The organism is Thalassospira xiamenensis M-5 = DSM 17429, from assembly GCF_000300235.2.
Lineage (GTDB): Bacteria > Pseudomonadota > Alphaproteobacteria > Rhodospirillales > Thalassospiraceae > Thalassospira > Thalassospira xiamenensis.
In genome coordinates this window covers 44,866-61,506 of the sequence record NZ_CP004388.1, presented here as the reverse complement: position 1 = coordinate 61,506, position 16,641 = coordinate 44,866, and the positions used below count along the sequence as shown (strand labels likewise).

Here is a 16,641-nt window from a genome sequence, read left to right as displayed (position 1 = left end):
AACGGTCAGGTAATCCGAAGCAGAACATCGTTCGGTGGAGCTTTGAACCGGTATTCCGACGAGGCACTAAGATCATCAAGAATGCGGGTTTCGCCAGTTCGGGTGAACCCGCATTTTTCATAAAAGCGATGTCCGGCTTCAAACCGTGTATCGGTCCACAGGACAAGTTCGGTGCAATCAGGATGGGTTTGCACCAGCCAATCAAGCGCCTTTGTCAGCATGCGTTGTGCAACGCCCTGCCCGCGGGTGGCACGATCCAGATAGACCTTGTGCAATTCCGCCTGCTTTTGCGCCGGATCGTATTTGATGCCAAGGCATCCCAAAACACGCCCATCCCCCTCGACAACCCAGATACAACCATTCCCGGCGGTGAAATCATCGGCAATCGCATCAAGTTCAGGAAACTCGCCCGCACGGTCAAAGATACAACCGGGATAGTCAGCAAAGACCGCATCAATCAGGATTGCGATTTGATCGCCGTCCCGGTTAGTGGCTTTGCGAATGTCGAATACCATTTCCATGGACTTAGCCCTGTAAAACCACGCCCTTGGCAAGCTTGTCATAGCCGCGCAACACCGCATCGGTATCCATAACTGCCTTGCCCGGCCGTTGAATGCGGGTCGGGCGCAATGCACCGGTGCCGCACGCAATCGTCAGATTATCGTCAAGGATGGTGCCCGCCGGACCGGTCTGGTCGGTAACGATGGCGGCCTGCAGCTTGATACGTTCCTTGCCAAATTCGAAATAGGCACCCGGCCATGGGGTAAATGCGCGGATCTTGCGTTCAAGTGCCGCAGCATCATCGGTGAAATCAAGCTTTGCCTCGGATTTTTCAAGCTTGGCAGCGTAGGTCACGCCGTCTTCAGGCTGTTTGGTTGCCCGGAATCCACCGACCGGAAGCTTTTCAAGCGCCTCGACAATCAGTTTGCCCCCCAGCTCGGCAAGATCGTCATGCAGGGCATTGGCATAAGTTTCGGACGTGATCGGAATATCACCGACCAACAGCATGTCACCGGTATCAAGCCCGACATCCATCTGCATGATGGTCACACCGGTCTTGTCATCCCCCGCCAGTATGGCGCGCTGGATCGGGGCCGCACCACGCCAGCGCGGCAGAAGAGACGCGTGGATGTTCAGGCAGCCATATTTCGGCGCATCGAGAATAGCCTTTGGCAGGATCAGGCCATAGGCCGCGACCACCGCAACATCAAGATCAAGGTCGGCAAAGGCCTGTTTCTGGTCATCTGATTTCAGGGAAACAGGCGTGCGGACCTCGATCCCCTGTTCTTGCGCCCATGCATGAACCGGGGTCGGCGTTTCCTTTTGCCCGCGACCGGCCGGGCGTGGCGGCTGGGAATAGACGCAGACAATATCATGACCGGCTGCGACCAGTTGCTTTAACGCCACAAGGGCAAAATCCGGAGTTCCCATAAAGGCAATGCGCAGCTTGGTCATCGGTCACGTCCATTCATCACAATGTCGGGGGTATTTTTCGATTACTGGTCGGCAATTTGGCGCTATCTTGCGGAAATGACAAGCCAAGCCTTTCCCGAGCCGCGCAAATACCCGGTCGAACATATATGGCATGCAGACTGGAGCATATCTGCCAAATCCCGATGGGTCGCCAAAGCACGCCGCAATACATCCGGGTGGCTGATTTATGCGATCGAGCCGGTCGGACTGTTAAACCAGTTTCGCCAGTCACTTTCACAATACGGTCGGGACCACGCCCTTTGGCTTGGTCTTGATATGCCGGTCGGCTTTGTCGATCACTGGTATGATGGCGCAAATATTCAAGATTTTAAATCTTTGCTGGATATTATTTTCACTGGCAAATGGGATAGCTTTTCCGACGTCTGCACAAACCCGGACGAAATCACCCATCACAGACCGTTCTATCCCAAAACAGCCCGCGTAAAAGGCAGTGTAAAGCGTGGACATCTTGTAGATGCCCTTGGTGTATCAAGCTTTGATAAGCTTTATCGCCTGTGCGAAGGGGCCACCTATCACCGCCCCGCCGCCTGCCCGTCTTTCTGGACCCTTGGTGCCAATCAGGTTGGCAAAGCAATGTTGCACGGGCTCGAACATCTGATCATTCCCGGCTATCGCGATGGATTTAACATATGGCCCTTTACCGGTGATATTTCGACATGCTGCCAACAGAACGGCGTAACCCTGATTGAAACCTATCCCGGTGAAATCTATGGCTGGCTCGGTATTGATGAGGTGACCAAATCAAATCATAAAAGCCGTACTCTGGCTATTGCGGCCCTGATCGACTATGCCGTGGGAAATGGAATTGAAATAAACACCGCAGTTGTGGCCGACATCAAATCAGGTTTCGGCCCTGACGAGGGCAAGGACGATGCGTTTGATGCGCTGGTCGGAGCCCTGGGACTGATCCGCATTGCCGATGGCAAACATCCCGAATATCTGCCTGATCGCCCGATCATCCGCAAACGCGAAGGCTGGATCATCGGAATGGATATCGGCTCCCTCAAACCGCGCGCAAAATGAAAGGGCCGATCATACGGCCCTTCTTAAGACTGAAAACTGATCGACTCAGGCAGACTTTTTCGTCTTTTGCAGCTTCTGCACCTTTTTCAGGATCATATTGCGCTTAAGCGCACTGAGATAATCCGTGAACAGAATGCCATCAAGGTGATCAAGTTCATGCTGGATGCAGGTTGCGAGAAGGCCGTCGGCCTCAATTTCATGCTCCTTGCCGTTTTCATCCAGATAGCGCAGGCCAACTTCGGCAGGGCGTTCGACATCGGCATATTGTTCCGGGATCGACAGGCAGCCTTCCTGATAGACAGATGTATCCTCGGATTCCCAGATGATTTCCGGGTTCACGAGTTTCAGCGGCTGGGGCTTTTCCTTGTCATCGGACACATCCATGACAACCACACGCTTCATCACGCCGATCTGGGGCGCGGCAAGGCCGATACCCGGTGCCGCATACATGGTTTCAAGCATGTCATCGAGCAATTCACGGATTTCGTCATTCACCTGTGCCACCTCTTCGCATTCCTGCTTAAGGCGGGGGTCGGGAACAATGAGAATGTCGCGCAGGGCCATGTGTCTTCTGTCCGGTCTGGAAATCTATGCGTTCATCGCATTATAGCGAAATCAGCGCTTCGAGATAAGGTTTCGTCGCAGCTTAGTCAAGCAACAGCCCCATATTAACGCGATTAACGTGCAACTCAGCCATGATCGGTACCGGTATGGGGCGTTTCATCGTCATCATCATCGGTTTGGGCCGTCAAAACATCAGAAGGTGCGCCAAGCAATTCGGTTTTGGTGATTTCACGCACATGGGTTTCAGCATGAAGTGGTTCTTCGATGGCGCGGTCGTCGGCAACGATATGCTTTTCCTTGAGCTTGCGCGCTGAAACCAGAACCGTTCCTTCAAGCGTGCCAAGAGTCTTGTTGTAGTTTTTGACCGTGCTTTCAAGCGACTTGCCCATCAAGGCAAAGTTTTTGGCAAGGGTCCCCAGACGATCAAAAAGCTGCTGACCGATTTCGCTGATATCGCGGGCATTTTCGGCCAGGGCTTCCTGACGCCAGCCATAGGCCACCGCCTTCAGAAGTCCCAACAAGGTTGTCGGGGTCGCCAGAATGACACCATCGCGGAAGCTGTCTTCGATCAGGCGGGGATCGCGTTCAAGGGCCGCCGAAAAGAAGCTTTCGCCCGGCAGAAACAGAACAACAAATTCGGGCGAATCGACCGATTTCCAATAGGATTTTTTTGACAGGTCGGAAATCACCTTGCGCACATTGGTCACATAGGTGCCCATCAGGGCCTCGCGACGGATGTCGTCGTGCTTTTCATCGATCGCCTCAAGATAGGCCGATGTCGGGGCCTTGGCATCGACGACGATGTTTTTACCACCCGGCAGATGAATGACCATATCGGGCTTCTGCGCGCCTTCGTCGGTATTGAAATGCACCTGTTCTTCGAAATCGCAATGTTTGAGCATGCCGGCCAGCTCAACGATCCGGCGCAGCTGCAATTCACCCCATTTGCCTGATACCGACGAACTAGACCGCAGGGCAGAGCTTAGCGTCTGGGTTTCCTTGGACAGACGGGTTTGCGATTCAACCAGCTGGCCGACCTGATTGCGCAATTCGCCATAAGCTTCCTTGCGCGAATTTTCCAGTTCATTGACCTTGGTATCAAACGCCTGCAAACGTTCCTGAATCGGTTTGACGAGGCTGTCGATGGCCTGCTGGCGTTTTTCCAGATCGCCTTTGGCCCCTTCCTGCATGCGCGAGAAATTCTCACGCGCCAGCTTCATGAACTCGTCATTGTTGACTTTAAGCGCGTCAGACGACAATGCCTTGAAGCTATCAAGCAGTTTGGTGCGCGCATCATCAAGCATCGCGAGCTTTTCGGTGGTGGCTTCGCGCTCTTTTTCCAGTCTGGTTTCGGCAATGGCGCGCTTTTCGGATTCTTCGGAAAGCCGGTTACGCGTGGTTGCCAATTCGTTTGCCAGTTCACGCCGGGTTGCATCGACCTGATCGAGTTGTGCTGCCAGCAGGGCGGTTCGCGACTCTGCCTCTGCCATCACGGCTTCTTTGGTGCGTTTGACCATCAGCACACTGAAAACCAGTGCGACGACAAGTGCCGCAATTGCGCCCGCTGCAAGAGAGATCGGATCCATATTCCCACCGTTTGGTTATAGCCTGATTTCTTTGTATCTGTTTTGTTCCATTAAATCCAGAACGCAACCGATTTGATATATCGCTGTGAAACGTCGCAAAACGTCAGATCGTGACTGGCGAAATCGCAATAATATCACTATGTTTCAATTACCTACTTCAGGGAATGCTCGTTTGTCAGCATCCAGACAGGATTGCTGGGATGGATTGGTTGTGTTGCAACAATGCATCCAAACGCAAGGCAGGGAAATCAGAACGGTGCCGCGGCAGTTGCGCGCCATTTTGCCCCCCGTCTTAAGTTGTATTCCCTGAAATCCATCAGCGCACTAGCATAGGGCGCAAGCGACAGGAACCGATTTACGCCATATCGACCGGATGATCTTGTATCGCCCGTTCGGTTGTCCCGCACCAGTTATTGCGACTGCGAAAACCGGTACCTGAAACGCACAAGAATATCGCACCGGCCCAAAGACCTTTCAGCGGGCAGGTAACCGGTGCGAACGTACAGACAACAGGAAACGAACAAGAGGCCACATATGTCTGCGAACGTTTATCCCGTATCCGACGACATCGCGAAGGGCGCGCTGATCGACAAGGCAAAATACGACGCCATGTACAAGCAGTCGGTCGAAGACCCCGAAGGCTTCTGGGGCGAACATGGCAAACGCATCGACTGGATCAAGCCGTTTACCAAGGTCAAGAATGTCAGCTTTGACACCAAGGACCTTTATATCAAATGGTATGAAGACGGTACGCTGAACGTTGCGGCCAACTGCCTTGATCGTCATCTGGCAAAACGCGGTGATCAGACCGCGATCATTTTCGAAGGCGACGATCCGTCCGTTTCCGAACATATCACCTATAAAGACCTGCATGAACGTGTCTGCCGGTTTGCCAACGCGCTTAAATCGATGGGTGTCGGCAAGGGCGACCGCGTTGTCATTTATCTGCCGATGATCCCGGCCGCAGCGGTTTCGATGCTGGCCTGCGCGCGCATCGGTGCGATCCATTCCATCGTATTTGGCGGCTTTTCGCCCGAAGCATTGGCCGGCCGCGTTGAAGATTGCGGTGCGAAGGTTGTCATCACATCGGATGAAGGCCTTCGTGGCGGGCGCGGTGTGCCGCTGAAACGCAATGCGGACGAAGCGCTTTCGCATCCCGGTGTCAAATCCGTCGAAAAGCTTGTTGTCGTCAAGCACACCGGCAAGGACATTGCGTGGAACGATGCCCGCGACGTCTGGTATCACGAGGTCTGCGAGGCAGCATCCCCTGATTGCCCGCCGACCGAAGTCAATGCCGAAGACCCGCTTTTCGTTCTGTATACGTCGGGTTCGACCGGCAAGCCAAAGGGCGTTTTGCATACGTCGGGCGGTTACCTTGTTTACGCATCAATGACCCATCAGTATGTCTTTGATTATCACGAAGGCGATATTTACTGGTGTACGGCCGATGTTGGCTGGGTCACCGGGCACAGCTATATCGTTTACGGACCACTGGCCAACGGGGCAACGACCCTGATGTTTGAGGGTGTGCCGAGCTATCCGGATGCGTCGCGTTTCTGGCAGGTGTGCGAGAAGCACAAGGTCAATATCTTCTATACCGCGCCAACCGCGATCCGTGCCCTGATGCGCGAAGGCGAAAGCTGGGTCAACAAGGCGGATCTTTCGTCCCTGCGTATCCTTGGTTCGGTGGGCGAGCCGATCAACCCCGAGGCATGGGAATGGTATCACGAGCATGTCGGTAAACGGAAATGCCCGATTGTCGATACCTGGTGGCAGACCGAAACCGGCGGCATCCTGATTACGCCGCTTCCGGGTGCGACCGACCTTAAACCGGGGTCAGCGACGCTTCCGTTCTTTGGTGTGCAGCCCGCCCTTCTGGATAATGAAGGCAAGGAACTTGCCGGCGCAACCGATGGCAACCTTGTGATCAAGGATAGCTGGCCGGGGCAGATGCGCACGGTTTATGGCGATCATGAACGGTTCATCCAGACCTATTTCAGCACATTCGCCAATGTCTATACCACCGGTGACGGTGCACGGCGGGACGAAGATGGTTATTACTGGATCACGGGCCGCGTTGATGACGTGATCAACGTTTCAGGCCACCGGATGGGCACCGCCGAGGTTGAAAGTGCACTGGTCGCACATTCCAAGGTGGCCGAGGCCGCCGTGGTCGGTGTTCCCCACGACATCAAAGGACAGGGCATCTATGCTTATGTCACGCTGAATGCCGGTGAAGAACCGACCGAAGAACTGCGCAAGGAACTGGTTCAGTGGGTGCGCAAGGAAATCGGCCCGATTGCCAGCCCCGATTATATCCAGTGGTCGCCGGGTCTTCCGAAAACCCGTTCGGGCAAAATCATGCGCCGTATCCTGCGCAAGATTGCCGCCAACGAATATGACCAGCTTGGCGATACATCGACCCTTGCCGATCCGGGTGTGGTTGATGATCTGATCGAAAATCGCCAGAATCGTAAATAGAATTTCAGGCCCAACCTGTTGATGCACAAAGACCCCGCTTTGATTTAAGCGGGGTCTTTTACGTTGGATCACAGCACTTTACCCGCAGCCTTCCAATATTGTTGGTTGTGCCGGTTCTGGAATTCCTTTAAATAGGCTGCGTTGCGACGCAGCAAAACTTGTTTATCCTTTGACGGACACGGGGCCGATGTAAGAACTGTTTCGATAATTCCTGCTTGCGACCGGGCTGTATCAACAGCGCCGATGTTATCGCGTGGCAGTGACGAAACAGCTTTCCGCCCCACTTTTTATTCCCTGATCATATAACAGAAACCCGTCTGCCGGATTGCTGGCGGACTGCGAGACTGGAGTTAAGCCTGTGAACACCGATTTCCTTCCGCAATTGCGGACCGAATGGTTTGGCAATATTCGCGGCGATATCCTCGCCGGGATTGTCGTTGCCCTTGCCCTGATCCCCGAGGCCATCGCCTTTTCGATCATTGCCGGGGTCGACCCGAAGATCGGACTTTATGCGTCCTTCTCGATTGCCGTGATTACCGCAATTGTCGGCGGGCGACCGGGCATGATTTCAGCCGCGACCGCCGCGACTGCTGTACTTATGGTTACGCTCGTGCGCGATTATGGTCTTGAATATCTGCTGGCGGCTACCGTATTGGCCGGGTTGTTACAGATCGGGGCCGGATTGCTTCGGCTGGGTTATGTCATGCGGTTTGTCTCTAAATCCGTGATGACCGGTTTTGTCAACGCCTTGGCCATCCTGATTTTCATGGCACAGTTGCCCGAATTGACCAATGTCACCTGGGTGACTTATGTGATGGTTGCGGGCGGACTTGCCATTATCTATCTGTTCCCGCGCATTACCAAAGCAATCCCGTCACCCTTGGTCTGTATCGTTGTACTGACGGTGATTTCGCTGTTTATCAATGCCGATCTGCGAACCGTGGGTGATATGGGCGAACTGCCTTCGACCCTGCCGGTCTTCCTGATCCCCGACATTCCGCTGAACCTTGAAACCCTGATGATCATTCTGCCCTATTCGGCGGCTGTTGCGGTTGTCGGTTTGCTCGAAAGTCTGATGACGGCCCAGATCGTCGATGATCTGACCGATACACCGTCCAACAAGAACCGCGAATGCATCGGCCAGGGCATTGCCAATACCGCCACCGGCTTTATCGGCGGCATGGCGGGCTGCGCGATGATCGGGCAATCCGTGATCAATGTGAAATCGGGCGGGCGCGGACGTTTATCGACCTTTGTTGCCGGGGTTTTCCTGCTTTTCATGATCGTCGTGTTAAGCGATATCGTCAGCATCATTCCGATGGCAGCCCTTGTTGCGATCATGATCATGGTCTCGATCGGAACATTCAGTTGGTCCTCGATCAAAAACCTTCGTGACCATCCGAGAAGCTCGTCCATCGTGATGCTGGCAACCGTGGTAACGGTCGTCGCGACCCATAACCTTGCGATTGGCGTTTTGATCGGGGTTTTGCTGTCCGGCATTTTCTTTGCGTGGAAGATTTCGCAGATTTTCCGCGTGTCCAGCACACTTTCACAAGACGGTACGCATCGGACCTATAACGTCGAAGGGCAGGTTTTCTTTGCCTCTGCCGATGATTTCACCGCGGCATTCAATTTCAAGGAAGCGCTGGACAAGGTCACGATTGATGTCAGCCATGCGCATATCTGGGACATTTCAAGTGTTGCGGCCCTTGATATGGTCGTGCTGAAATTCCGCCGTGAAGGGGCCGAAGTCGAATTGATCGGTCTCAATGAAGCCAGCGAAACAATTGTCGATAAACTGGCCATACATGACAAGCCCGGCGCTTTTGAACGCCTGATGGGCCATTAGGGAAGGGGACGATCAATGACACATCTGATCGCACTGATCGACGGATCGAGCTATTCGCAAAGCGTTCGCGACCTGACCTGCTGGGTGGCGGAACGCACCGAGGCATCGGTTGAGCTGATGCATGTGCTGGGCCGTCGCGGCGTGGGCTCCGAACCCGCCGACCTTAGTGGTAACCTCAAACTTGGTGCACGTAGCGCACTTTTGCAGGAACTGGCCGACCTTGATGAACAAAAGGCCAAGCTAGAGCTAAAACGCGGGCGGCTGTTGCTTGAAGAAGCCAAATCGGGCCTTGAAGAAGCCGGACTTTCATCCGTTACCTCCAAGCTTCGTCATGGCGATCTGATTGATGCAATTGGCGAGTTTGAAGGCGATGCCGACCTGATCATCATTGGCAAGCGGGGCGAGGCCGCCGATTTTGCCAAACTGCATCTGGGGTCAAATCTTGAACGGGTTGTCCGGTCTGCGACCAAACCGGTTCTGGTCGCATCGCGCGCATTCAAGCCGATCAACAAGTTCCTGATTGCGTTTGACGGCGGCGAAAGTGCGATGAAGGCCGTGCGCCACATTGCGGGTGGCAAGCTGTTTACCGGACTTCCGTGCGTCTTGCTGTGCGTTGGCAAACCAACAGATAGCCTTCAGGAAAAGCTTGATGACGCGGCGACCATTTTGCGCAAGGCAGGATACGATGTTGACGCCGGTTTCGAGGCCGGTGAACCCGAAGACGTGATCAAAAACCGGATCGAGGCGGATGGCATCGACCTTCTGATCATGGGCGCATACGGCCATTCGCGCATCCGCAACCTGATCATCGGCAGCACCACCACCGAAATGGTTCGGTCCTGCCATGTGCCGGTAATGATGTTCCGCTAAATGACTGATCGGGCAGCAGCGAACGCAGTCGTTGCTAAGCGCCCTGTTCTGGCCTCTATCACCGGCCCGGATGCCGGACCGTTTTACACAGTCCGGCATCCGGTATTCGTCAACCCGTCCCGGCCTATGCCGGGGTTGTTAGCTGTTTGCGCATTTGATCGGCGACCGGGTGCAAGAGGTCATCGGAAAGCGGTCCGACCACACTGTAACCCGTGCCCATCGATGCCCAGGAAAAACCGGTGACACCATCGGCATGATGTTCCTGCATCGGGGCATTCTGGTCAGCCTGCATCGGTCGGGCCAGCATCACCAGACGCACCCCCTGATCATCATCATACATCAGCATTGCCGCCGGGCCGTGATCGGTAGCGACAACCCGCCCGCCCATAAACCGGTATCCATCCGCCGTCAGATCGGGTACATGCAAATTCATTCCGACCCGATCACTGATCCAGCGCAGCAAATCATCGGTTTTATCCGCCCGGATTTCGACCGGCCGGTTGCGATCTCGGGCATAGGCGACATAGCTGGCCGATGCCTCGCGTGCTAAAGCACCGATCCCTTCAGACGCCGACAATGCCGTCAAAACCGGCACATCGGGATTTTGCACAAATCCGTGCAATCCCCATCCGGCCCCGCCACCAGCACACAGCAAAACAATCGCGGCTGCCGCTCCCTGCCAACCGCCAAACCACGCAATCCGGCCGACCGCATTCCCGCCCTGAAATCCATCCTGACGGTGATCGGTTACCGACTTGCCGTCATGACGGCGGTTTTCGATCAGGTGATGCAAATTCAATTGCGATGGCACCGGTTCATCAGCCACCGGGGCAAAAGCCACGCGCATCAGGTCGCGATGCCGGGCATAGGCATCAACCCGTCTGGCAATATCGGGATGCTGCGCGATATAGGCCGCCACCGCATCGTGGCGCGCCCCATCAAGCGCACCATCAACAAAAGCATGCAGATCGTCTTCTGAAATGGGGCTGTGGCTCATTTGACCCTCCGCAAATTTGGGGTGCTTTGACGATCCCCGTTGTTCCGCCTGTCACCATCCAGAATCTGGCGCAATCTTTCTCGCCCGCGTGACAGACGCGACATAACCGTCCCTAACGGTATATCCAGCACCTTTGCCGTTTCTGCATAGGACAGATCTTCGATCGATACCAGCAGCAGAATGCTGCGCTGATCATCGGGAAGGGTTGCAATCGCGCCCATCACATCCTGATAATGCAGGCTGTTTTCCTGTGTGCCGTCATGGGCAAATGCGGTTTCGACCGTATCATCAAGAGCGATATGCGGTCCGCGATACCGGTTTTGGCGCCAGTAATTGACCGCTATATTATGCAGGATGGTAAACATCCATGTGCGTGTGTTGCCATCGTCGCGGCGCTGGTGCCAGCGGCTGATGGCGCGTTCCAGACAATCCTGCACCAGATCATCGGCCTGCGCGCGATCACCGCAAAGGGCACGCGCATATCGCCGAAGGGCCGGGATCAGCGGTTCTATCCGCCGGATCATGTCGTCATGCATTCCTATCGTCCTGTGACAGGGGCGTGTTGTGGCACTGGTAATTCTTGTGCTGGGGCCAGACACCTCCATTGCCAATACGGTGCCGGGCATCTGGCAATGAAGGACACCAAACGGATTGCAGGACAAATAATGCAATCCGTTTCGTATATAATCCGTTTCACCCCGGCCCGCATCGGAACCGGGGTGAAATACCATATCGGGTCAGTCGGCCTGAACCTGCACCGGTGCGCCAATACCATCGGCGGTTTTCGGAGCCACTACCAGATAACGTTTGGGCTGCTCATCCTCGCCCTTGACCAACTGGCGGATCGGACCAAGCGCATTGACAATACTTGCCCCGGTCGGGTTGGCCTTGAAATTCGACAGGGCCTGCAATGTGCCGCTGCCATCCGGATTGCCCGCCAGTGCAAGGACGTATTCCTTGCCTGGTTCCAGACCGGTGACCGAGGCCTGCACCACCTGTGTCAGGCCCTGATCAAACAGCGACACGTTGCTGGGTGCCGAACCATCCCTGGCCCCGCCAACCGCACGCAATGACAGTTGCACCGAATTGTCCGTTGCCTTCAGCGGTTCCAGATTGTCGGTTCCCGCCCCTTCGGTTACCGCACCGGGGACATAGGCAATGGCCTGCGGGGCCTGACCGACAGGAATGGATGCAATCACCTTGTTGGTGGCGGTATCAATCGCCATCAGCTGGTCATCGTTTTCAATCCCAACATATACCCGCGATCCATCGCCAGATGGCCACAGACCATGGGGCAGCCGCCCGACCGGAATGGTCGCCACCTGTTCAAAGGTTTCCGTATCAAACACCTTGACCTGATTAAGGCCACCAATCGTGACATAGGCAAAATTACCCTTGGCCGTGCGGGCAAAGTTTACATGGTTGGTGATCGGGCCGGTATCAATCGTCTTGATCACATCAAAGGGCGGTTTGGCATCAAATATCTGTACTTTGCCAATATCTTTAAGGGTGAACCACACCTGACTGCCGTCGGGGTTGGCGGCAATGTTCGGGCAGAACGGGCTGGCCTGCTTCACATGGCCGACGATCTTGTGATCGGCCACCGAAACCACGAGTGTTTCCGGATTGAAAGACGAACAGATATAGCCATATTTCCCATCGGGCGAGAAAATCTGCATGCCCGGACCGGCAGGGGTCTGGATACGGGTTTTGGGTTCGAATGTCTTGGCATCCAGCACCTGAACATAATCCTCACCGCGGATGGTCACCCAGATTTCACTACCATCGGGTGTGAAAAAGGTTTCATGCGGGGACCGGCCCAGATAGGTGGTGTGCAGGACAGTGTTGTCATGGGTGTTGATAAAACTGATGGCGTTGCTGCCGACCGCGACAACCGCCAGCGTTTTGCCATCGGGCGAAAATCCCAAGCCATGCACCAGCAACTGCCCGCGATACAGCGGGCTGAGGTTGCGCGGCTGCGGATCGCACGCCCAGCAATTTATTATCGGCAGGGTCAATCACCGACACTGTATTTGAAAACTGGTCGGCGGAATAAACCCGATCCTGATGGCCCAGCACCCGGTCGGGGCTGGCCGCCGGATAGGGGGCCTGTCCGGCAAGAGCGATGGCGGAACTGCCCGCTAAAAGCGTACAGACCATAAGGGTTCTGGCCATAAGGGTTCTGGCAAAAATATTCTTCATGGGTACTCCTTGGCGTAAGGCGACTTACCCTGCCCTTGGTTGCTTCTGACCCGGGGCGGAGATATGGCGCACGGAAATGCAGCAGGCGTAGAAATATATCGAAGAAAGGCGATAGGCAGGTAACAGGCGGCCAATGTTAGACGGTGAACGGTTGCCACTGCGCAGGCATGGGCATTCGTGGTTAACGAGTCGATGCCGGGGCCGAAGGCGGCAATTCCGCCCCGATGGCGAGATACATCGCAACAATTTCCTGTTGCTGGGTCACAATGATTTCCTGACACAGGCGTTTGAGCTGCGTATTGCCGGCATAAGGCAGATAGGCCGCGCACATATCAATTGCCCCCTGATGATGCGGGACCATCATGACCACAAAATCCCGATCAATATCGCCGGTCGGCGCGACATTCATATCAGCCATCATCTTGTCCATGGCGGCCGCATTTTTTGCCAGAAACGGCTTTTCATGTTCGGGAATATCAGCCGATGCGCTTTCGGGCATGGTATGCCCGCTATGGGCTTCGTGATCATCACGGGGCATTGAACCCTGTTTGCTATGATCAACACCGTTATGGGCATTGGCGACAATAGCCATGCCGACAATTCCGGCAACCGACATGCAGGCAAATACACCAAACGCCATGATGCGGCGCGCAACAAAGGAACGGGGCGAAAACGAAGCGTGGGACATCGGGGGACCTCTATGTTCGATGACGACATAAAGGTTAGACAGCTGGCAGGCCCAATTATTCCAAGATGCTGGAAAAAAATTTTGAAAAATCAAATCATCATATAAAAACCCCGACAGCCACAACGCTATCGGGGTTTTGTGTAGGGATTTGAAAAAGCCGGAAATCAGCGCAACAGGAAACGTCCGAGATTGGCATTGATCTGACGTTCGAGTTCACGATCTAGGTCCATCAGGAGCGTTGCGGTTTCGTCATAGACCGCCTTTTCACGTTCGGCGACGGACATCGATTCCGATAGGGTCCGGGTGCGAACTGCGGTTGCAGCAACTTCACCCTTCTGGGTGCCGTTCGGATCAAGGACTTCAAGCTTGGCCGAAACTTTCATTTCGACCTTTTCGGACTGATCATCGGTAAAAACACCCGAAAAACCCTTCTTCGTCTTAAGCACGCTTGAGGTAATGGATGCCTCCGTCACGCTATAACGCAAAACATCACTGGTGCCTGCCGTCTGGATGCGGTCATCAGGCCAGTTCATCGCCATCTTGCCAAGGCTGAACGGCAGATAGCTCTCAAGGTTGTTGTCACCCCCGGCCGGATAGGCCGCCACTTTTTCAATCGGCCCGGCTGCAAATACAATCGGGTCGAGATGGCGCCAGGTCACATCGGGATAGGTTTGCACCGGTGCGCTGGTACAGGCCGCCAGAAGAGCGACAACCGCACCCGCCAGGGCCATGCGCATTCCATTGATGGACAATGCCTTCATCAAGTCTTTCTCCTGCCTCAAATAAAAACGCCACCATACCTTTGTGTGGGCATGGTGACGTTGCTTGATGATTAAGGCAAGGCTGTGACGATCAAAAACCGCCCCGATGCAGAAACTTATGCATCCTCGCCGGATTTGAGCGCACGCAGATCGGCCTCGTTAAAGCCGTATCGCGTATTGCAGAACTGGCAGGAAACCGCGACTTCGCCGCTGTCGGGTTCGCGCATATCCAGAAGTTCTTCAAGCGGATAGGATACAAGCGCGCCTTCGATCTTCTGGCGCGAACAACGGCATTTGAACTGCAACGCTGTCTGATCAAACACACGCGGTTCTTCGTCATGGAACAGACGCCAGATCAGGTCATGGGCGGATAGCGAAATATCGACCAGTTCGTTTTCGGTCGCACTTGCCATCAGGATCTTGGAGCGGTTCCAGTCCTCGGTGATTTTTTCTGCTTCTTCCGGGGTTGCCGCATCGCCCGAAGCACTGGCCGGGAGACGCTGCAGGAACAGACCGCCAACCCACCAGTCATTGGCCTGTTCACCCTGATGGACTTCAAGCTTGAAGGAAGCTTCGATCTGTTCGGACTGACGGAAATAGGCCTCCGCACATTCCGCAAGCGTATTGCCTTCCAGCGAGACAATACCCTGATAGCGTTCATGATCACCGCCCTGATCCACGGTGAAAGCGATATGGCCATGCCCCATCAGCTTGTGCACCTGTCCGCGCAGGGCGTCTTCACCGCCGTCTTCGGCTGCAATCATGGTGCTGAGGCGGTCTTCGTCAACACGCGCACAGGCGCGAATGTTGCCATCGCTATCGACGTCGACAACCATCATGCCAATCGGACCATCAGACGAGGTCTGAAGGGTGAAAAGGCCTTCGTATTTCAGCGCCGAGGACAGCAGGACAGCCAGCCCGATGATTTCGCCCAGCAGATGATTTGCAAGCGACGGATAGCTGTGCTGACCGATGATGGTCTGCACCGTCGGGCCAAGCCGTGCGAAACGGCCGCGAATATTGGAATGATCCAGCGTGAAGGGCTGACAAAAATCGACAGCGATCTGCATTTTCGGGTTCCGCGTTTTTACGTGTTCCGGGGCGTATAACAACAGCAGAACCGCATTGTCCAGCCATGTCACGCCAAAGCAAAGGGGCGAACATCACTGTCCGCCCCAAAATTCTGATGCCTATTTAGTCTGCACCGTCAGGAAGGCAAGCCATTAAAGCAGTATAGCAGAACCCCTTTCTGCGCATGCAGACGGTTTTCGGCTTCGTCAAACACCACCGATTGCGGCCCGTCGATCACATCGTCGGTGACTTCTTCGTTACGGTGGGCAGGCAGGCAATGCATGAAGATCGCATCCTTGTTTGCCTTGGCCATCGCGGCGGAATTGACCTGATAGGGGGCCAATGCTTCCATGCGGGCATCGGCGTCCTCGTCCCCCATCGAAACCCAGCAGTCGGTAACGATGACGTCGGCCCCGTCCAGCGCACTGTCCATATCGGTCATGCGAACCTTGCCACCCTCCGCATTAGCGGTTTCGATCAGGCCCTGATTGGGGCGATAACCCGCCGGACAGGCCATATCAAGCGAGAACCCGAATTTCGGCGACGCATGAATAAAGGACGCCGAAACATTGTTGCCATCCCCGACCCAGGCGAATTTAAGTCCTTCAAGGCGGCCCTTGTGTTCCTTGACGGTCATAAGGTCGGCCATGATCTGGCAGGGGTGGCTTTGATCGGTCAGGCCATTGATCACCGGAACGGTGGCATATTTCGCCAGTTCCAGCAGTTTCGATTCATCCGTGGTACGGATCATGATCGCATCAACAAACCGCGACAGGACACGCGCGGTATCGGCAATGGTTTCACCACGGCCAAGTTGCGAACTTGCGGCATCAAGGATTACAACGTCACCGCCAAGCTGTCGCATGCCGACTTCGAAAGACACACGTGTACGTGTTGACGGCTTTTCAAAGATCAGGGCAAGGGTTTTGCCCGCCAGCGGTTTGTCACCAAACGGTGCCTTGCCTGCCTTTTCCACCGCTCCAAGTTCAAGAATATCGTTCAGCGTTCCCGCCGACATTTTGTCGAGATCGAGAAAGTGCCTGATATCAGTCATT

General features: G+C 54.9%; 15 protein-coding genes. 4 read left to right on the top strand and 11 right to left on the bottom strand.

Annotated features, from left to right (window positions below):
- Nucleotides 1-5: 5 nt before the first annotated feature.
- Both TH3_RS00275 and fmt read right to left on the bottom strand, forming a co-directional pair.
- Nucleotides 6-521: a GNAT family N-acetyltransferase gene (locus tag TH3_RS00275; RefSeq protein WP_007088279.1), complete on the bottom strand. Its 516-nt coding sequence runs from the start codon at nucleotides 519-521 to the stop codon at nucleotides 6-8.
- Between the two features lie 4 nt (nucleotides 522-525).
- Entirely contained in the window at nucleotides 526-1,455 is a 930-nt protein-coding gene (gene fmt, locus TH3_RS00270) for a methionyl-tRNA formyltransferase (protein WP_007088280.1), read from the bottom strand.
- Between the two features lie 75 nt (nucleotides 1,456-1,530).
- Between fmt and TH3_RS00265 the strand changes: the two genes are divergently transcribed.
- Nucleotides 1,531-2,517 (top strand): hypothetical protein, encoded by a 987-nt coding sequence (locus TH3_RS00265; RefSeq protein WP_040060299.1) that lies wholly within the window; start codon nucleotides 1,531-1,533, stop codon nucleotides 2,515-2,517.
- A 45-nt stretch (nucleotides 2,518-2,562) separates the two neighbouring features.
- On the opposite strand, the gene def is transcribed toward TH3_RS00265, so the two are convergent.
- Nucleotides 2,563-3,081 carry a peptide deformylase gene (gene def / locus TH3_RS00260; RefSeq protein WP_007088282.1) on the bottom strand — a complete coding sequence of 173 codons (519 nt, stop codon included), beginning with the start codon at nucleotides 3,079-3,081 and terminating at the stop codon, nucleotides 2,563-2,565.
- Between the two features lie 125 nt (nucleotides 3,082-3,206).
- Nucleotides 3,207-4,667, bottom strand: coding sequence for a DNA recombination protein RmuC (locus TH3_RS00255; RefSeq protein WP_007088283.1), 1,461 nt, complete (start codon nucleotides 4,665-4,667; stop codon nucleotides 3,207-3,209).
- Between the two features lie 534 nt (nucleotides 4,668-5,201).
- On the opposite strand from TH3_RS00255, the gene acs reads away from it, so the two are divergent.
- The 3 genes from acs to TH3_RS00240 all read left to right on the top strand — a co-directional run bounded on the left by acs (nucleotide 5,202) and on the right by TH3_RS00240 (nucleotide 9,867).
- On the top strand, nucleotides 5,202-7,148 hold the full coding sequence (gene acs, locus TH3_RS00250; RefSeq protein WP_007088284.1) for an acetate--CoA ligase: 1,947 nt from the start codon (nucleotides 5,202-5,204) through the stop codon (nucleotides 7,146-7,148).
- Nucleotides 7,149-7,506: 358 nt separating this feature from the next.
- The gene (locus TH3_RS00245) at nucleotides 7,507-8,997 is read left to right on the top strand and encodes a SulP family inorganic anion transporter (RefSeq protein WP_007088285.1); all 1,491 of its coding nucleotides are present in this window, start codon (nucleotides 7,507-7,509) and stop codon (nucleotides 8,995-8,997) included.
- A gap of 15 nt (nucleotides 8,998-9,012) precedes the next feature.
- Nucleotides 9,013-9,867, top strand: coding sequence for a universal stress protein (locus TH3_RS00240; protein ID WP_007088286.1), 855 nt, complete (start codon nucleotides 9,013-9,015; stop codon nucleotides 9,865-9,867).
- 124 nt (nucleotides 9,868-9,991) lie between these two features.
- On the opposite strand, the gene TH3_RS00235 is transcribed toward TH3_RS00240, so the two are convergent.
- The 7 genes from TH3_RS00235 to argF form a co-directional block, all read right to left on the bottom strand.
- Nucleotides 9,992-10,864 (bottom strand): anti-sigma factor family protein, encoded by an 873-nt coding sequence (locus tag TH3_RS00235; RefSeq protein ID WP_007088287.1) that lies wholly within the window; start codon nucleotides 10,862-10,864, stop codon nucleotides 9,992-9,994.
- Nucleotides 10,861-11,400, bottom strand: coding sequence for an RNA polymerase sigma factor (locus TH3_RS00230; protein WP_007088288.1), 540 nt, complete (start codon nucleotides 11,398-11,400; stop codon nucleotides 10,861-10,863). Before TH3_RS00230 ends, TH3_RS00235 begins: the two co-directional genes overlap by 4 nt.
- Before the next feature lie 201 nt (nucleotides 11,401-11,601).
- Nucleotides 11,602-12,882, bottom strand: a complete 1,281-nt coding sequence (locus TH3_RS00225) for a YncE family protein (RefSeq protein WP_007088289.1) — start codon at nucleotides 12,880-12,882, stop codon at nucleotides 11,602-11,604.
- Nucleotides 12,883-13,247: 365 nt separating this feature from the next.
- Nucleotides 13,248-13,754: a DUF305 domain-containing protein gene (locus tag TH3_RS00220; protein ID WP_007088290.1), complete on the bottom strand. Its 507-nt coding sequence runs from the start codon at nucleotides 13,752-13,754 to the stop codon at nucleotides 13,248-13,250.
- Nucleotides 13,755-13,918: 164 nt separating this feature from the next.
- Nucleotides 13,919-14,515: a hypothetical protein gene (locus TH3_RS00215; protein ID WP_007088291.1), complete on the bottom strand. Its 597-nt coding sequence runs from the start codon at nucleotides 14,513-14,515 to the stop codon at nucleotides 13,919-13,921.
- 116 nt (nucleotides 14,516-14,631) lie between these two features.
- Entirely contained in the window at nucleotides 14,632-15,585 is a 954-nt protein-coding gene (hslO, locus tag TH3_RS00210) for an Hsp33 family molecular chaperone HslO (protein ID WP_007088292.1), read from the bottom strand.
- 137 nt (nucleotides 15,586-15,722) lie between these two features.
- A complete protein-coding gene (gene argF, locus TH3_RS00205) occupies nucleotides 15,723-16,640 on the bottom strand; it encodes an ornithine carbamoyltransferase (RefSeq protein ID WP_007088293.1) in 918 nt (305 codons plus the stop codon).
- Nucleotide 16,641 lies beyond the last annotated feature (1 nt).